Genomic DNA, 15,351 nt, shown 5'->3' with positions numbered 1-15,351 from the left:
CGGTTGCCCCGTCCAATCCGTGCAGGCGCTCCGTGCGTCTGCTGTGACAGGAGATAGTTATGCGTGTTTTCCGCTTCGCTGCCGCGGTCGGCGCGGCAGCCGCCGTGATGCTGGGTGGTGCTGGAGCCGCCAGCGCCACCACGCAGGGCGTATCCGCGTACGCCTCGCACGACCACGATGGTTGGCACCGGGGTGGGGACGACGACCGCGGTCGGGACGAGCACCGGTGGAACGACGACCATGGTCGGGACGAGCACCGGTGGAACGACGACCGCGGTCGGGACGAGCACCGGTGGAACGACGACCATGGTCGGGACGAGCACCGGTGGAACGACGACCACGGCAGGTGGGACGACCACCACGGTGGAGACGAGCACCGGTGGGACGAGCACAACCACCGAGGGCACCACGACCGCTGACACGCGCGCAGTGACGGCCGGGTCGTGAGCCGAAAGCCCGGGGCGCTCTCCGTGACCCGGGAGGGCGCCCCACCCCGAACGCGTGGGACATCTTCCGTGACCACTTCCCCGTGTCACAGCCTGACGGCCGCAAGCCGCCCAGGACGGAATCCGAGCGGCGCGTCACATCGCAACAGGGCAAAGGTTGCCTGATGCGGCACTATCGCCCGCACTCGTCGACGTTCCACTTCTCGGGCAATGCCGAATCGCAGAAGACGCAGACGAAGTCCTCTTCCCGCACGATGTTGAGTTGCCGGCAGGACGGGCAGCGTGAGCCGTTAGCTTCCCTCTGAACGCAGCGAGTACGAGCCGCGACCGCGAAGAAAGACAGGCATGGAGACTGAGGGCGTGCGGACCGACCGTTTGGGCTTGCTGCTCGACCAGTTCGACCGCGCCAGGGAGATGGCCCAGGTGCGGCTGACGGGGCTCGGCGACGAGGAGTACCTGTGGGAGCAGGTGCCCGGTTGCTGGTCGATCCGGCGCCGGGGCGAGGCGACGACGCCCAGGGCGTTCGGGCTGGGCGAGTGGGTGCTCGACCAGGGCGAACCGCAGATCCCGGCAAACGAGTACGCCGAGGTCGCCCGGCAGGCCGCCGGCGGCATGAAAGTCGCCAAGATCGCCGACGACTGGAGCGTGAGCGTCGAGCGGGTCGAGCAGATCCTCGGCCACACCGGCCCGCCGGAGCCCGACGAGGCGCCGGTCACCACCATCGCGTGGCGGCTGGGGCACCTGCACTTCTGCTTCGCGGGCCAATGTGAGTGGACCTTCGGCGAACGGCGGCAGGAGCCGAAGCTGCTGGTCGACTTCACCCCCTCCGCCGCCGCGTCGTGCGCCGCGCGCAGCAGGTCGGCCGCGGCCCGGTCGGGAAGCCGGTGCGCCGCGCCGACCGCGCCGGCCAGCGTCTCTCGGGCCGGGCGCGCCGCGCCCGCGGGCAGCCCGGCCGATGTCGCGTCCGCCACCGGGCCGGCCATCCGCTGCCGGTAGAGGCCGGCGCCGGCCGCGCCGAGCAGCGCCATGCCCAGCGACGCGCCGAAGAAGTTGCTGGTCTCCGACATCGACGCGGCCGAGCCGGCCCGCTCCGCCGGTACCGCGCCCACGACCACGCCGGTGCCGAGCGCGAACAGCGGACCGGTTCCCAGGGCCAGCACCGCCACCCCGACCGCCAATGGCAGCGGCCCGCCGCCGGCGCCGACCTGTGTGATCAGCAGACAGCCCAGCACCGGGCCGGCCAGCCCGACCGCGATCGCGGCGGCCAGCGGCAGCCTCCGGCCCAGCGTCGGTGCCAGGATCGTGCCCAGCCCCACGCCCAGCCCCATCGGCGCGACCCACAGCGCCGCTGTGGTCGGCGACAGGTCGAGCACGCTCTGCAGGAACTGGGTGCCCAGCAGCGCGGTGCCGGCCATCGCGACGCCGGCCAGCACCAGCGCGCACAGCACCGCGGTGAAGGTCGGGTTCCGGAACAGCCTCAGGTCCAGCAGCGGCGTGGCCAGGCGCAGTTGCCGCCGGACGAACAGCGCGCCGACGCCGGCGCCGACCACGATCGCGGCCACCGGCAGCGCCGGGCCGCCGCCTTCGGGCACGGCCAGCCGCTTGATCCCGGGGCAGCGCCAGCAGGGCCAGGCCGAGCCAGGGCCGCTGCCCGGCGCGGTCCACGGCCGGCGCCGTCTCGGTCGTCGTCGTGCTCATGGGGCAACCTCCTCCGGGTGGATCGTCACCGTGAGGTCGGAGCCGATCGACGGATCTTGACCCGTACCGGCAGAATCATCTGATCTGGCCAACCCGTCGCCGGCATGTCAAGGGCGGTCGGCCCGCGACGACCACCCGATGACGGAGTCCGACCGGGCGCCGAGACAGTGAGGAGTTGGACATGAAGTTCCTGCTGATCATGCACATCAACCCGGCCATCATGGAGGAACTGACCGAGGACGAGCGCCAGGAGATCATGAACGGCCACGGCACATTCATGAAGACGATCCGCGAGTCCGGCGAGATGATCGGCACCGAGGCGCTGGCCGACCCGTCCCAGAGCTCGGTGGTCCGCGTCCGCGACGGTGTGCCGGTCGTCACCGACGGCCCCTACCTGGAGGCCAAGGAGTTCCTGGGCGGCTACTACCTGGTCGAGGTCGCGAGCAGGGACCGCGCGCTGGAGCTGGCCGCGATGATCCCGGACGCCCGGTTCAACGGCCTGGGCATCGAGGTCCGCCAGGTGATCTTCTCCGGCGGCCCGACCGCGTGAGGGCCGACCGCGCCACCGTCGAGGGCCTGCTGCGCGCGCTCGCGCCGCAGGCTCTCGGCGCGCTGGTGCGCCGGTACGGGCAGTTCGACCTGAGCGAGGACGCCGTGCAGGAGGCGCTGCTCGCCGCGGCGACACGCTGGCCGACCGAGGGTGTCCCGGACAACCCGCACGGCTGGCTGACCACGGTCGCCGGCCGCCGCCTGGTCGACCAGATTCGCAGCGAACAGGCCCGGCGCCGGCGCGAGGACGCGGTGGCCGCCCGGGAGCCGGATCGGACGTCGCCCGGCCCCGGCGAGGACACCCCGGCCAACCGGGACGACACGCTGACCCTGCTGTTCCTGTGCTGCCACCCGGCGCTGAGCCCGGCCTCGCAGGTCGCGCTGACGCTGCGCGCGGTCGGCGGCCTGACCACCGCGGAGATCGCCCGCGCCTACTTCGTGCCGGAACCGACCATGGCGGCCCGGATCAGCCGGGCCAAGCAGCGGATCAAGGCCGCCGGCAGCGAGTTCACCATGCCGGTCGGGCAGGATCGGGTGGAGCGACTGCGGGTCGTGCTGCACGTGCTGTACGTGATCTTCAACGAGGGCTACACCGCCAGCTCCGGCGACCGGCTGCGGCGCGACGACCTGGCCGCCGAGGCGATCCGGCTGACCCGCCTGCTGCACCGGCTGCTGCCGGACGACGGCGCGGTGGCCGGCCTGCTGGCCCTGATGCTGCTCACCGACGCCCGCCGGGCCGCTCGCACCGGCCCGCACGGCGAACTGATCCCGCTCGACGAGCAGGACCGCTCGCGCTGGGACCGCGGTCGCATCGCCGAGGGCGTCGTGCTGGTCACCGACGCGATGACCCGCTCGACACTCGGCCCCTACCAGTTGCAGGCCGCCGTCGCCGCGCTGCACGACGAGGCGCCCAGCACCGGCGAGACCGACTGGCGTCAGATCAACACGCTGTACAAGATCCTGGAGCGGCTCTCGCCGAACCCGATGGCCAGCCTGAACCGGGCGGTGGCGGTCGCCATGATCGACGGACCGCGGGCCGGCCTGGCCCTGCTGGACGAGCTGGCCGCGGACGACCGGATCACCGACCACCACCGGCTGCACGCGGTCCGCGCACACCTGCTGGAGATGGCCGGCGACCATCCGGCGGCCCGGGAGTACTACCACCGCGCCGCCCGCGGCACCACCAGCCTGACCGAGCGCCGCTACCTGGAAACCCGCGCCGCCCGACTGGCGCCACGTCCCGCCTCCGGCTGACCCTTCCCGCGCCACCCCGGTCGGGACTGCCACCGAGCTGCCCCGAGGGCTCGAACGTCCGGAAACAATCGTTCGATACACAAAGATCAACGTGACGTTCCCGCAGGTAGCGTCTGTAACGCTTCCCGTGTACGCGCCTACCGTGATCAATCCTCAGCGCTCAATCGGCTACGCAGTGTTACCCGTCGGGTAGCGGCAGCTATAGGAGAACAGGGCCGTGATCCCCGTGGGTTCTGAGAAACCGAAGGTCCTTCAGTGCGAACCCACGGGTCCACCGGTGTGCGTCAGGTCGATGCATCCGTGGGTTTGGGTGAAACACGAGGATGCTGGGCGATCCGAAGGGCTTCGGCGGTAACGCCGGCCGGGACGTCCTCAGTCATCACGGCCGCCCGCCGAACTGCCAGTTGTGCACCTCGATGTCGGCGTACCGGTCCGGGGTCAGGATGGCGCGTGCCGTGTCCGGGTCCGGCGCCCGGACCAACGCAGCCGTGCCCAGCCAGGTGGCGCCGTTGTCGGACAGCAGTGGCCCGTAGGCGATCAGCTCGTTCCGGTCGGGCGGCACCGCGAGGTCGGCGGTCTGCCCCGTGCCGAGGCCGAGCACCAGGTACCGGTTGCCGCCGGTCCGGCCGCCGGGGAAGTCCCACATGGTGCGCCCCAGCGTGTTCCGCCACCGTCGCAGCAGCACGTCCCGGTAGACGCCGGCCTGGTAGTTCGGCTCGTCGAAGGCGAACGCGCGGGCGGCGACGGGATCGGGCAGGTCCACGATGTGCACGCTTCCGGTGGGTGTGTCGCCGTCGCTGGCGAGGGTCGGGCCCCGTCCTCCAGGAGCAGCCAGCCGCCGGGCCGCAGCACCTGGACCATCCTGCGCAGTGCCTCGGTGCGGTCGGTGACGTGCACCAGGACCAGCCGGGCGTGCACGAGGTCGAAGCCGCCGGGCGGCGGCGGGTCGGCCGCCACGTCGTGGGACAGCACCTCGATCACGCCGCCGGCGATGTCCCGGGTCCAGGACACGTCGATGTCGGTGGCGATCACCGTACCCCTCGGGGCGACTCGTTCGGCCAGCCCGAGGGGTACGGAGGGACCGCCGGCGCCGACCTCCCAGCACCGCATGCCGGCACCGATCCCGAGCCGGTCGACGTGCCGGAACGTCACCGGGTCGAACAGCTCGGCGAGGGCACCGAAACGGATACCCGCCTCCGACTGCCGGTTGTCCAGCAGGTAGCCGCGGTCGGTGTCGTGCTCAGCCATGCGGCGATTCTGGCAGACGGCCGCAGGACGGGCTCGACCCGGCCACCGTCCCGGTGATCTCCGCGTGGGGACGGCGCCCCAGCCGTACCGCGGGCCGGCACTCCCACGCCGTGGCCCGCGCGTCGGGCAAGAAGTCGAGCATCACCAGACGCCGGGTCAAGAACGACCGACTCAATAGGGATCGGGGCATGGGTCAACGTCGATGGTTTAGTACGACAGTCGGACTTCGTGATGTCGGGCGCGGCGGTGTGGGCGGGCACCGCGTGCTCAGGCCGGGTCGGTGGGGAATCCAGAAGATCTTGCGGCGGCAGTAGAGTGCGAGCCCTCACCGCGCCGCACGAGAGGATGACCGTGGCACCCACCCGCACCATGACCGCAGAGGCCGTTGCGCTGCAGCATTACCTCGACGCGCAGCGCGCTAGCGCGCTGGCGATCCTCGACGGGCTCACCGACGAGCAGCTGCGGACCCCGGTCCTGGCTTCGGGCTGGACACCGCTCGGCCTGATCAAACATCTGGGCTATGCCGAGCGCTACTGGTTCCAAACTATGTTCAGCGGGACCGCCGTCGAGGTGCCGTGGCCTGATGACGACGAGGATCGGATGACTTCGGCGCATCCGGTGGCGGAGGTTTTCGCCTTCTACGGGGAGCAGTGCGAACGAGGCAATGCCGTGCTGGCCGCCACGCCGCTGGACGCGAAGCCGGTGGGGTGTCACGGTGGTGACCCGCGAGGGCGAGGTTTCTGATCTGCGCGGGATCGTGCTGCACATGATCGAGAAGACCGCCCGGCATCTCGGCCACCTCGACGCTGCGCGCGAACTCCTCGACGGCCGAACCGGTCTCGGTCCGCGCTAGTACGGCTGTTCATCACGATCGCCATTCAGCCTCTCCACGACATGGCACAGAGGGACTGCCGGCTGCCGGAGCCATCGGCGTCGGCCGATGAGTTTCCGCACGGTCCGCGGTCATAGACCACGAGGCGTTCGGCCCGAACGTACCCACACAGTCCCGTCGCGTCGATGGACAGGAGTGCCATGAGGATCGTCGTCATCAATCACGTCACGCTGGACGGCGTCATGCAAGGACCCGGCCGCTCCGATGAGGACACCCGCGACGGGTTCGCTCACGGCGGCTGGGCCGCTGAACGGGCCGGGGACGACGCCATCACGAGGGCATGGGGCCGGCGGCTGACCGCCAGCAGCGGGTACCTCCTGGGCCGCCGCACCTACCAGGACGTCCTGGGCCACTGGAACAACACCCCGGACAACCCGTTCCGCGACGCCCTCAACAACGCCCCCAAGTACGTCGTGTCCAACACCCTGACCGAGCCCCTGCCGTGGCCCAACTCCACCCTGCTCAGCGGCGACATCCCCGCAGCGGTCGCCGAACTCAAAAGGACCCCGGGCAACGACCTGCACATCATGGGGAGCGGCGCGTTGATCCAGTCCCTTTCCCCGCTCGGCCTCATCGACGAGTACCTGCTCTGCATCCACCCACTCGTCCTGGGCGCCGGACGCCGCCTGTTCACCAATGGCTTCGGCCCAATCACGTTCACTCTCGCCGACGCGACCACAACGGCCACGGGCGTCATCATCGCCATCTATCGACCCCACCCCCGACCGGAGCCGGCCTCGGAGGATAACGATCTACGGCTGGAGTATTAGACGGCTGGTGACAGTGGCCGCCTCCGCGACGACTGCTTGTGCCGCTCCGCGCCGTTGGGCGGGGATTGGACTGTTCGGGGCGGCGGGTCGCTGTTCGGGCGGGAAGAGCTGGAGGGTGACGGTGTGGACGACGCGGACGGTGGCCGGCTCGTCGGGCCGCAGCACGCGGTATCCGGTGCCGCTGCGCTTGGTGGCGCGGGGTGCGGCGCGTCGGGGGCGGGGCTTGACGGCCTCGCGGACCAGGTCGGCCTTGACGTCACGGACCTTGGCGACCAGCTGCCGAGGGGGGAAAGCCCGCGCCGATGGAGCGTCGGGCGGCGGCGAGGGTTTGCTTGAAGCTGATGTGCGCCACGGGCCTGGCCACCGTCCTGGCGCAACCCGGCCTCCCGGTGGAAGACCTCTGCTCGGCCGTGCTCGACACGCTGCCGACCCGCGTACCCTCCGACGACGTCACCGTGCTCCTGGCCCGGACCCGTGTCCTCAGCCCGGGCAGGTGGTCTCCTGGGACCTGCCCACCGACCCCGCCGTCGTCAGCAGCGCCCGCTCCCTCGCCGTCCGCCAACTCACCCACCGGGGACTACAGGACCTGGCCACCGCGACAGTTCCGGGCCGCCTCGCTGTGGGCCGCGATCAGGCCAGCAGCGGCAGAGCGCTGAACTCGTGGTCGCGCCAGATGAGCCGGGCGGCCTCCTCCGGATAGGCCCTGACGGACGGCTCCGCGTCCCAGATTCGGGTGAGCCGGTGCTCGTTGTCGTACGCGGGCCAGCCCGGGTCGCCGTCGGCGGCGAAGGATGTCCAGGCGGTGCGCATCCGCCCCGACAGGGCTGCCGCCTCCGGCGGGGGCGTGTCGCCCATGAGCAGCAAGGCCATACCGGCACTGAAGTTGCCGAAGACGAGCGGGACATCGAGGACGTGGCAGGAGCCGAGGGCACCGTCCATGGCGGGGGAGGACCAGGTCAGCTCGTAGAGATGGGCCCGGCCGCCGCCCTGCACGTGAGCCTGGGCGAGCCGCTGCGAGGGGGCGGCGAAGAGCCAGTCGGTCTGGACGCGTTCATACAGCTCGCTCGCACCGGCGCCGGGGTAGGCCGCCCGGTAGGTGCCGGGCCCGTCCGCGCCGGGAGCGAAGGCCCGCAGGGCGGTGGCGGCCTGCTCGTCGGTGATCTGGCCGGACTGCCCCGAAAGAGCCAGGAACAGCCGGTACTCATCCCGGTTGTGACCGACGATCAGCTCGACATTCCGCGCTGAGCCCGCGGCCAGCGCCTGCCAGGGCGCCTGCGGCAGCACCTCCCCGTCGACCACCGGTGAGAACGGCATCGGGGTGTGCGCGACCGCGCCCCACCGGTCGTGCTGGGCCATCTTGGCCGAGACCGCGTCCCCCGCGCCGACCAGCCGCCCCGGCTCGACGCCGGCGAGGTCGGCCACCGTCGCGCGCAGCCCCAGCTCGGCGGCGGCGGCCCCGGCGATGTCGGCGGCCAGCTCCGCGGAGAAGAAGGTTCCGGGCACGCTCTGCGCGATGGCCCGCTGGAAGAGCCCGGCGGCACGCGGCATGGCCAGGAGCGAGGCGACGCAGCCGGCGCCGGCGGACTCACCGAAGACGGTGACGCGACCGGGGTCACCGCCGAAGGCCGCGATGTTGTCCCTCACCCATGTGAGCGCGGCGACCTGGTCGAGCAGGCCGCGATTGGCCGGGGCGCCCTCGATCTGCGCGAAACCCTCCATGCCGACACGGTAGTTGAAGGTCACCACGACCACCCCGTGCCGGGCGAGCACCGCGCCGTCGTACGTGGCGTCACCCCCCTGGCCCGTCATGTAGGCGCCGCCGTAGACCCACACCATCACTGGCAGCCGGTCCGGGACACTGCCGGGCGACCAGACGTTGACCGTCAGCCAGTCGGTGTCCGTGACCTCCGGTGAGGGTGCACCCCGCCCGCCCATCGCGGCGGACTGCGGGGGCGGCGGGCCGAAAGCGGCAGCTTCGCGTACCCCTTCCCAGTGGCGCACCGGCCGGGGCGCGGCAAAACGCAATCCGCCCACGGGCGCCTGCGCGAAAGGTATGCCGCGGAAGACGGCTACGCCGTCCTCTTCGCGCCCGCGTACCATTCCAGCGGCGGCACGGACTTCCGGTTCTGCGGATCTCATGGAATTCTTCCGATCGATTGGTGCCTTCTGGTTTGACAGGTGTCAAGTTGAATCGGGCTCGCGACCTCGGTCAGAAGCGCGGTTGGCTCGGCGTCGGTCGAGGGTGAGCGGTGAAGTGTGCGGTGGCGCTGTTCGTTGTGGATCAGAACGGGTACTCGGGTTGAATTGGCGGGCTCGGGCTTGGTGATCATCTCTGGCGTGATGATCAGTCCGGTCTCGGCGAGGCAGCCGTCGATCAGCTCGGGGCGGACCTTGCCCCGGGTGCTGATCTGCTCCTGGAAGATCTTGTGGCACTCCGCCCGGCGGAGGGCTTGGAGCTGGCTGGCCAGCTCCTGGTGGGCGGTCGACGTACAGGGCGTATCCGATAAGGGGCACCAGCGCCGCGAGAAGAACGTCCAGACCGCGCTCGCCACATACCACCTGACCCCTTGAGGCCGAAGACCCTCCGTGTTACGAACTGGGGCGCCTCGGTTCACCCAAAACCATGGTGTTGGACTTCATGTGGGTGGCTGCATGTACTCGAAGACGGAGCCGTCCGGGTGGCGAGCCACGATCCTCGTGCCGTTGGGTACGTCGTTCGGTGCTTCCAGTACCTCGGCGCCTGCCTTGTTCAGGGCGTCGAGCACGGGGTGCAAAGAGTCGACGATGACGGTCGCCGTCTGTGACACGTACTTTTCCAGCGGGCCGGAGTACAGCAGAAACGGCCCCACCAATGCCAACTCCAGATCGCGGTAGGGGAATCGCCTGACTTCGACGTCCCCAGCCAATTCACGATAGAAGGGAAGGGCAGCCTCAAGGCTCTCGACTTCGACGTTCGCGATCATCGCTCGAATATTACTGCTCACGCCACTTCTCTTTCGTAATTTCGCGGTGCCATCAGGCTCACCGCGGGGCGGGGCGGGCGGCGCCTCCTCGCGGTTGGTCAGACCTGGATCTGTCCGCCGTCGGCGAAGTGCTCGGCGCCGGTGATGAACGAGCTCTCCGGGCCGGCAAGGAACGCGGCCAGCGCCGCGACCTCCTCGGGGCGGCCCATGCGCTGCAGCGGTAGCTGTGAGGCGAGCGCTCCGTGGAAGTCGTCAATGCTCTGGCCGAGCCTGTCGGCCAGGCGTTCGATGGCGGGTGTGGCGATGGGGCCGGGCGTGATGACGTTGACGCGCACGCCGCGCGGGGCCAGCTCCGCGGCCCAGGTCCGGCCCAGACTGCGCACGGCTGCCTTGGACGCGGCGTAGACGCCCATTCTGGCGGCGCCTTGGTGGATGGTGGTGGAGCCGAGCAGGATCACCGATGCGGGCTGAGCGAGCAGGGGCAGCGACTTCTGCACGGTCAGCAGGCTGCCCTTGGTGTTCACGCCGAAGACGAAGTCGATCTGCTCCTCCGTGACGTCCTGGAGGAGGGATCCGTCGCCCAGGCCGGCGTTGGCCACGACGGCGTCCAGTTGCCGTCCGTCGCCGCGGATGACGTCCATGAGGCGGTCGAGGTCGGCGGCCTGCGAGACGTCGCACTGCACGGCGACCGCGTCGGGGCCGATGTCCTTGGCCGCGGCTTCGAGTTCGTCCTTGCGGCGGCCGGTCAGGTAGACGCGGGCGCCGTCATCGGCGAAGCGCCTGGCGATCGCCCGTCCGATACCGCTGGAGGCACCGGTGACCAGGGCCGTCTTTCCGTCCATGGGGCGCATGGCACCCATCCTTTCGAGATGACTATGTCGTTTGCGCTGCTCGTAGCCGCTACGCGACGGGACGGACGGTCGATTTTTCTTGACCGCCTCGTCCAGAACGTAGTCGATTCTGGACGAGGCCGTCAAGAATAGGCATCGTGAGGCCATGGCACGATCCCGAAGCTTCGATGAAGGCGAGGTCCTGCGCGCCGCCAGGGACCAGTTCTGGTGGGCCGGTCACGCGGCGGCGAGGGTGGATGACATCGCCGCGGCCACCGGTCTGGGCAAGGGCAGCCTCTACGGCGCCTTCGGCGACAAGCACCAGCTGTTCCTGCGCACCTTCGACGACCGTTGCGCCGGGCTGATCGAGGCCGTGCGCCGGGCGCTCGACGGCCCGGATGCGGTCCATACCGCCGGCCTGTCTCCGGTGCAGGCCGCTCCCGGTGCGGCGCGTAATGATCTCCGAATCAGCAGCGGGCAGGCTGGGCACCGCTGAGGACATCGCCGCTGCGGCGGACTTCCTGACCGGCCCCCACCCGACCTTCATCACTGGCACCGATCTGCTCGTCGACGGCGGTGTTGTCGCCGCTCAACGCAACGGGCGTGTCAACCTCGGCCAGGGCTGAAAGGCAAGGCGGCCGATGTCGTCCGTCGAGACGCCGGGTGCCAGGTCGATGACGTTGTTCGGCGCGTTCCCGTCGGTGATTCGCTGGATCGTGTCGCAGTCGGCGTTCTCGCGGAACAGCTCCTCGTACCGCTCGACCGCCAGTCGGGGTACGTGCCGGGGCGGTGCAGAGCGGGCTACTGGTAAGGGATTGCGGGTTGGAGCGGGTTGACCGCGGCGCCCGGCTTGAGGGTGGTCTCGATATGGCCCAGGCCCTCGACCTCCAGGCGAACCTGGTCGCCTGCCTGCAGCCACGGGTACCGCTCGGCACCATGGACACGGGCCAGTTCCAGGATGCAGCCGGTGCCCACGGTACCGGAGCCGATGATATCGCCGGTACGCACTTCGGTGCCCCGGGAGGCGAAGCAGATCATCTGTGCGAAGGACCAGTGTATGGCGGACCAGTTGCCGGTGCTGTACTGCTCGCCGTTGACCGTTGCGGTCATCTCCAGGTCGAAGCCCTTGCCCTTGGCGTGCGGGGCAAGTTCGTCCGGGGTGACCAGCCAGGGGCCGAGACTCGTGGCGGTGTCCTTGCCCTTGACCGGGCCGAGGCCCACTGTCGGGACTCCCGCGAGTTCCTTCTGCTCGGCCCATCATCTTCTGACCTGGATCTGGAAGTCAACCGAGATGCGTCGGCGTCTGGCGGAGGCCGGGCTGGAGATCAGCACGGGCAAGATGTCGGCGCTGTGGACGGGGACACCGACAACGGTCCGGCTCGATGACCTGGACATCATCTGCCTGGTGCTTCAGTGCACCACGGCGGACCTGCTGGTGCACGAACCGGAGGTGGCGGCGGCCAGGAGGCCACAGGTCGAGCCGCAGGCGGCCACCGGGTCCGCGTCGGTGGTGCCGCGGTTGGGCCGTGGCCGGACCCTTCCGCCGATCTGATGACGCCGCCGAGGACCTGCTCAGGGTGCCGCCAGCGGCCTGTGTCCAGCTACGGCGCGAAGTACTGCCACCGCTGCCGCCCGAAGCCGTGCGACCCGCCGCCGTGCCGTCAGTGCGGGTCAACCGAGGACTACTGGACAGCGTTCAAGTGCCGTGACTGTTACCGCGGTTCGTCAGCCGAGCGTCCGGCGTCCTGCCCGGACTGCTTCGCCTGGGGGATGCTTCGGCGCTACGGCCGGATGTGCGTGGGGTGCCGTGGCTGGCGTCGGCTCTACCCGACCACCGGCCCCTGCCGGATCTGCGGGCGCGACCTGCACCTAGGTGAGAGCGGCGCGTGCCGGCTGTGCATGAAGCAGGCTCAGATGCTCCGGCCCCGCCGGCAGGCACTGGACCTGGAAGGGGCGAATCGGCACGGGCAGCAGCTGTTCCTCGCGGATGCTGAACGGCGCCTACAACTGCTGAACCCGAAGGGGGCACGGCGTCGACCCGAGCCGGTCCCGCAGCCTCCGCCCCCGCTGGTGCCAGCAGAACACCAGCAGCTTGTCCTGTTCCCTCCGTCCGGCCGGGATCTGCGGCGCGGTCAAGAGCGGGGCTTTGCCGAGATTGAGGCGCCCGAGGTCGCAGCGGCGCTGAAGGCCGCGGTCGACGACTACGCTCAACGCCACGGGCTGGGGTACTGCACCGCCTACGGCCTGGACCGCGGGCTACGTGTCCTGCTGAGCATCCAGGAGACGCCCGGCGCCCGGTTCCGGGTCGGTTCCGGGTGATGTTCACGGAGGCTTCGTCGGTGGGCAGTTCGAGGAGTTCGTGCAGCTCACGAGCACGGAAGGCATGTCCGGGAGAGTCGTTGAAGACAGTCATGGGGCAGGTAGCGCCACTGGCAGCCGGTCCGGTTCTGATAGAACAGCGCGTTCACAACCTCCCGCAGGTCGCACGAGCCCGCATCGCCGGTCGCCGACCGCGCCACTCTCTCCTGCTTCCACGACGTGATCACGGGCTCGATCAAGGCCCACTGATCATCCGTCAGATCACTCGGACACGCATGTCGCCCCATGGCAACTATGGCACCACCTGGGATCCAGCAGGCCCCCCGGAACCACAGTTGACCCCACGATCGAGCGATACCGAACCGTCAAAAACGGGACTTAACGTCCTCTGAGACCCGGCCCCGGCGTGGTGGTACTGGGTTCACCATGGATGCGGATACAAGATCCATGGCAGGCCCGTGTTGAGGTGCTCTAACGTCGAGCCATGACGATTCCACCCCGGTTGGGGCGCCTGGCACGGCGGGCGGGGCGGGACACCGGCTTCCTGGCCACGGGTGTCCCGGTGCACCTGGCGCTGGTGCCCGTGTGGGCCTGGGGCGCGGCGACCACTGCCAGGACGGGGAACTGGGCGCTCGCGCTCCCGGTGTCTGTCGCCCTGGTCCTGAGCGGCGTCCCGGTGCTGACGGTGGTTCAGCGGTACCGGCACCGGGCGCTGCTCGGGGTGGACATCCGTCGCTCGGCGCCCGTGCCGCAGCGGTGGTCGCCGACCACGGCCCTGCGGTGGCTCTCCTCGCCGCGCGCCTGGCGCCAGGTCGGGTACCACCTGCTGCTGGGCCCGCTGGTGGCCTTGTCGGAGCTATTGGTGCTGGTGGCGGCGCTGGTGGGTCTGGCGGGCGCCACCGGGTACGGCTGGGTGTGGGCGCTGCCGGTCGGGGTGCGGCGCGACTGGTTCGGCTGGGCGACGCTGATGCCGTGCTACACCGTGCTCGGCCTCTTTCTGCTGTCCCTCCTGCCCTGGCTCGCCGGGGTGGTAGCCCGGGCGGAGTCGCGCTCCGCCGCGGCGCTGCTCGGACCCAGCCGGGCCGATCGGCTCCAGGAGCGGGTCGCGTACCTGGCGGGCAGCCGCACCGACCTGATCGAGGCGGTCGATGCCGAGCGCCGCCGGATCGAGCGCGACCTGCACGACGGCACCCAGCAGCGGCTGGTCTCGCTGGCGGTCAACCTGGGACTGGCCATGGCCACCCGCCCCGACCTGCCGGGCGAGGCCCGTGAGGTGCTGGCAGAAGCGCACCTGGAGGCGAAGGCGGCGATCGCCGAACTCGGCGATCTGGTACGCGGGTTGCACCCGGCGGTGCTCGAAGACCGGGGCCTGGACGCGGCGTTGTCCGGACTGGCCGCCCGAGTTCCGCTGCCGGTGCGCCTGCGGGTCGAGCTGCCGGAACGGGCGGCGCCCGCCGTGGAGTCGGTTGCGTACTTCGTGATCTCCGAGGCGCTGGCGAACGTGACCAAGCACGCCGGCGCCTCGCGGGTCGAGGTGACGGTCCGACGGGTCGGGACGGTCCTGCGGGTGAACGTCACCGACGACGGGCTGGGCGGCGCCGACCCCTCCGGTGGTACGGGGTTGAGCGGGCTGGCCAAGCGGGTGGGCTCCGTCGACGGCATCTTCCGGCTCAGCAGCCCCGTCGGGGGACCGACGACCGTGACGGTGGAGCTGCCGTGCGCGCGGTGATCGCCAAGGACTCGGTGCTGTTGCGGGTCGGCCTGGTCAAGGTGCTGGAGATGGGCGGCTTCCAGGTCGTCGCGGAAGTCAACTATGCGGAAGCGCTGTTGGCCGCCGTCGAGGAGCACCAGCCCGAACTCGCTCTGGTGGACGTCCGGATGCCGCCCACCTTCACCGACGAGGGCGTGCGGGCGGCCGCGGTGATCCGCCGCGGCCGGCCGCGCACGGCGGTGGTCCTGCTCTCGCAGTACGTGGAGGAGCGGTACGCCGCTGACCTGTTGGCGACCAACACGAGCGGAGTGGGCTACCTGCTCAAGCAACGCGTGGCCGATGTCCAGGACTTCGCAGCAGCGGTACGGCGGGTGGCCGAGGGGGGAACGGCGCTGGACCCCCAGGTCGTCGCCCAACTTCTGCTCCGCCGCGGCGACCCCCTGGCCGCCCTGACCCCGCGCGAGCGGGAGGTGCTGGCCCTGATGGCGGAGGGCCGGTCCAACGCCGGCATCGCCGAGGCGCTGACGGTCAGTGAGAGCGCGGTGGCCAAGCACATCAACAACATCTTCGCCAAACTCGACCTGCCGGTGGCCGATGCGGACCACCGCCGGGTGCTCGCCGTGCTGCGCTTCCTGGGCGCGTCCAGGGGCTGAACCCCGGGGGGCACGCCT

16 protein-coding genes and 6 pseudogenes are annotated in these 15,351 nt (G+C 70.5%); 14 read left to right on the top strand and 8 right to left on the bottom strand.

Annotated features, from left to right (window positions below; genetic code table 11):
* Nucleotides 1–59: 59 nt before the first annotated feature.
* Nucleotides 60–419, top strand: coding sequence for a hypothetical protein (locus FCI23_RS57275; RefSeq protein ID WP_169317200.1), 360 nt, complete (start codon nucleotides 60–62; stop codon nucleotides 417–419).
* 372 nt (nucleotides 420–791) lie between these two features.
* Nucleotides 792–1,286 (top strand): annotated as a pseudogene (locus tag FCI23_RS42435) (DinB family protein); the annotation flags it as partial.
* A 200-nt stretch (nucleotides 1,287–1,486) separates the two neighbouring features.
* On the opposite strand, the pseudogene FCI23_RS61080 reads toward FCI23_RS42435, so the two are convergent.
* Nucleotides 1,487–1,996: pseudogene (locus FCI23_RS61080) on the bottom strand (MFS transporter); the annotation flags it as partial.
* Between the two features lie 329 nt (nucleotides 1,997–2,325).
* Between FCI23_RS61080 and FCI23_RS42425 the strand changes: the two are divergent.
* Nucleotides 2,326–2,694: a YciI family protein gene (locus tag FCI23_RS42425; RefSeq protein WP_136729400.1), complete on the top strand. Its 369-nt coding sequence runs from the start codon at nucleotides 2,326–2,328 to the stop codon at nucleotides 2,692–2,694.
* Complete coding sequence (locus tag FCI23_RS42420) at nucleotides 2,691–3,947, top strand: RNA polymerase sigma factor (protein WP_136729399.1); 1,257 nt, start codon at nucleotides 2,691–2,693, stop codon at nucleotides 3,945–3,947. The genes FCI23_RS42425 and FCI23_RS42420 overlap by 4 nt, the downstream gene beginning before the upstream one ends.
* 379 nt (nucleotides 3,948–4,326) lie before the next feature.
* Here FCI23_RS42420 and FCI23_RS42415 read toward each other — a convergent pair.
* Together FCI23_RS42415 and FCI23_RS42410 are read right to left on the bottom strand one after the other, a co-directional pair.
* Nucleotides 4,327–4,764: pseudogene (locus tag FCI23_RS42415) on the bottom strand (YciI family protein); the annotation flags it as partial.
* Nucleotides 4,764–5,195 (bottom strand): annotated as a pseudogene (locus tag FCI23_RS42410) (class I SAM-dependent methyltransferase); the annotation flags it as partial. The pseudogenes FCI23_RS42415 and FCI23_RS42410, both read right to left, overlap by 1 nt.
* A 369-nt stretch (nucleotides 5,196–5,564) precedes the next feature.
* On the opposite strand from FCI23_RS42410, the gene FCI23_RS42405 reads away from it, so the two are divergent.
* The 3 genes from FCI23_RS42405 (at nucleotide 5,565) to FCI23_RS42400 (ending at nucleotide 6,857) form a co-directional block, all read left to right on the top strand.
* Nucleotides 5,565–5,939, top strand: coding sequence for a mycothiol transferase (locus tag FCI23_RS42405; RefSeq protein WP_265737815.1), 375 nt, complete (start codon nucleotides 5,565–5,567; stop codon nucleotides 5,937–5,939).
* Entirely contained in the window at nucleotides 5,914–6,048 is a 135-nt protein-coding gene (locus tag FCI23_RS62700; protein WP_265737814.1) for a mycothiol transferase, read from the top strand. The genes FCI23_RS42405 and FCI23_RS62700 overlap by 26 nt, the downstream gene beginning before the upstream one ends.
* A 179-nt stretch (nucleotides 6,049–6,227) precedes the next feature.
* Entirely contained in the window at nucleotides 6,228–6,857 is a 630-nt protein-coding gene (locus FCI23_RS42400) for a dihydrofolate reductase family protein (protein WP_136729398.1), read from the top strand.
* Nucleotides 6,858–7,487: 630 nt separating this feature from the next.
* On the opposite strand, the gene FCI23_RS42390 is transcribed toward FCI23_RS42400, so the two are convergent.
* Nucleotides 7,488–8,996 (bottom strand): carboxylesterase/lipase family protein, encoded by a 1,509-nt coding sequence (locus FCI23_RS42390; protein ID WP_136729397.1) that lies wholly within the window; start codon nucleotides 8,994–8,996, stop codon nucleotides 7,488–7,490.
* 198 nt (nucleotides 8,997–9,194) lie between these two features.
* On the opposite strand from FCI23_RS42390, the gene FCI23_RS58730 reads away from it, so the two are divergent.
* Nucleotides 9,195–9,428 (top strand): hypothetical protein, encoded by a 234-nt coding sequence (locus tag FCI23_RS58730; RefSeq protein WP_211265700.1) that lies wholly within the window; start codon nucleotides 9,195–9,197, stop codon nucleotides 9,426–9,428.
* Between the two features lie 65 nt (nucleotides 9,429–9,493).
* On the opposite strand, the gene FCI23_RS42380 is transcribed toward FCI23_RS58730, so the two are convergent.
* Both FCI23_RS42380 and FCI23_RS42375 read right to left on the bottom strand, forming a co-directional pair.
* Nucleotides 9,494–9,820, bottom strand: coding sequence for a VOC family protein (locus FCI23_RS42380; protein ID WP_136729396.1), 327 nt, complete (start codon nucleotides 9,818–9,820; stop codon nucleotides 9,494–9,496).
* 98 nt (nucleotides 9,821–9,918) lie between these two features.
* On the bottom strand, nucleotides 9,919–10,671 hold the full coding sequence (locus FCI23_RS42375) for an SDR family NAD(P)-dependent oxidoreductase (RefSeq protein WP_136729395.1): 753 nt from the start codon (nucleotides 10,669–10,671) through the stop codon (nucleotides 9,919–9,921).
* A 145-nt stretch (nucleotides 10,672–10,816) separates the two neighbouring features.
* On the opposite strand from FCI23_RS42375, the gene FCI23_RS64165 reads away from it, so the two are divergent.
* Together FCI23_RS64165 and FCI23_RS42365 are read left to right on the top strand one after the other, a co-directional pair.
* A complete protein-coding gene (locus FCI23_RS64165) occupies nucleotides 10,817–11,146 on the top strand; it encodes a TetR/AcrR family transcriptional regulator (RefSeq protein WP_407646107.1) in 330 nt (109 codons plus the stop codon).
* A pseudogene (locus FCI23_RS42365) lies at nucleotides 11,115–11,276 on the top strand (SDR family oxidoreductase); the annotation flags it as partial. The gene FCI23_RS64165 and the pseudogene FCI23_RS42365, both read left to right, overlap by 32 nt.
* Nucleotides 11,277–11,451: 175 nt before the next feature.
* On the opposite strand, the gene FCI23_RS42360 reads toward FCI23_RS42365, so the two are convergent.
* The gene (locus FCI23_RS42360; RefSeq protein ID WP_136729393.1) at nucleotides 11,452–11,871 is read right to left on the bottom strand and encodes a fumarylacetoacetate hydrolase family protein; all 420 of its coding nucleotides are present in this window, start codon (nucleotides 11,869–11,871) and stop codon (nucleotides 11,452–11,454) included.
* Between the two features lie 70 nt (nucleotides 11,872–11,941).
* Here FCI23_RS42360 and FCI23_RS42355 point away from each other — a divergent pair, with 70 nt between their 5' ends.
* A complete protein-coding gene (locus tag FCI23_RS42355; protein ID WP_136729392.1) occupies nucleotides 11,942–12,202 on the top strand; it encodes a helix-turn-helix domain-containing protein in 261 nt (86 codons plus the stop codon).
* 362 nt (nucleotides 12,203–12,564) lie between these two features.
* A complete protein-coding gene (locus tag FCI23_RS57265; RefSeq protein ID WP_169317197.1) occupies nucleotides 12,565–12,969 on the top strand; it encodes a hypothetical protein in 405 nt (134 codons plus the stop codon).
* A gap of 89 nt (nucleotides 12,970–13,058) precedes the next feature.
* On the opposite strand, the pseudogene FCI23_RS42345 reads toward FCI23_RS57265, so the two are convergent.
* Nucleotides 13,059–13,256, bottom strand: a pseudogene (locus FCI23_RS42345) (transposase); the annotation flags it as partial.
* Nucleotides 13,257–13,453: 197 nt separating this feature from the next.
* On the opposite strand from FCI23_RS42345, the gene FCI23_RS42340 reads away from it, so the two are divergent.
* Entirely contained in the window at nucleotides 13,454–14,698 is a 1,245-nt protein-coding gene (locus tag FCI23_RS42340; RefSeq protein WP_136729390.1) for a sensor histidine kinase, read from the top strand.
* Nucleotides 14,686–15,333, top strand: a complete 648-nt coding sequence (locus tag FCI23_RS42335; RefSeq protein WP_136729389.1) for a LuxR C-terminal-related transcriptional regulator — start codon at nucleotides 14,686–14,688, stop codon at nucleotides 15,331–15,333. The genes FCI23_RS42340 and FCI23_RS42335 overlap by 13 nt, the downstream gene beginning before the upstream one ends.
* Nucleotides 15,334–15,351 lie beyond the last annotated feature (18 nt).

The sequence above is a fragment of the Actinacidiphila oryziradicis genome (assembly GCF_005047355.1).
Lineage (GTDB): Bacteria > Actinomycetota > Actinomycetes > Streptomycetales > Streptomycetaceae > Actinacidiphila > Actinacidiphila oryziradicis.
Note: the sequence above shows the minus strand (reverse complement) of the source record. Positions and strands in the feature narration are given on the sequence as shown.

Bases quoted from the DNA above. Each gene is read 5' to 3' on its own strand.
- FCI23_RS42405 (WP_265737815.1), top strand. From the start codon at position 5,565: ATGACCGCAGAGGCCGTTGCGCTGCAGCATTACCTCGACGCGCAGCGC.
- FCI23_RS42380 (WP_136729396.1), bottom strand. From the start codon at position 9,820: ATGATCGCGAACGTCGAAGTCGAGAGCCTTGAGGCTGCCCTTCCCTTC.
- FCI23_RS42390 (WP_136729397.1), bottom strand. From the start codon at position 8,996: ATGAGATCCGCAGAACCGGAAGTCCGTGCCGCCGCTGGAATGGTACGC.
- FCI23_RS42340 (WP_136729390.1), top strand. From the start codon at position 13,454: ATGACGATTCCACCCCGGTTGGGGCGCCTGGCACGGCGGGCGGGGCGG.
- FCI23_RS42400 (WP_136729398.1), top strand. From the start codon at position 6,228: ATGAGGATCGTCGTCATCAATCACGTCACGCTGGACGGCGTCATGCAA.
- FCI23_RS42375 (WP_136729395.1), bottom strand. From the start codon at position 10,671: ATGCGCCCCATGGACGGAAAGACGGCCCTGGTCACCGGTGCCTCCAGC.
- FCI23_RS64165 (WP_407646107.1), top strand. From the start codon at position 10,817: ATGGCACGATCCCGAAGCTTCGATGAAGGCGAGGTCCTGCGCGCCGCC.
- FCI23_RS57275 (WP_169317200.1), top strand. From the start codon at position 60: ATGCGTGTTTTCCGCTTCGCTGCCGCGGTCGGCGCGGCAGCCGCCGTG.
- FCI23_RS42425 (WP_136729400.1), top strand. From the start codon at position 2,326: ATGAAGTTCCTGCTGATCATGCACATCAACCCGGCCATCATGGAGGAA.
- FCI23_RS57265 (WP_169317197.1), top strand. From the start codon at position 12,565: ATGCTCCGGCCCCGCCGGCAGGCACTGGACCTGGAAGGGGCGAATCGG.
- FCI23_RS42355 (WP_136729392.1), top strand. From the start codon at position 11,942: ATGCGTCGGCGTCTGGCGGAGGCCGGGCTGGAGATCAGCACGGGCAAG.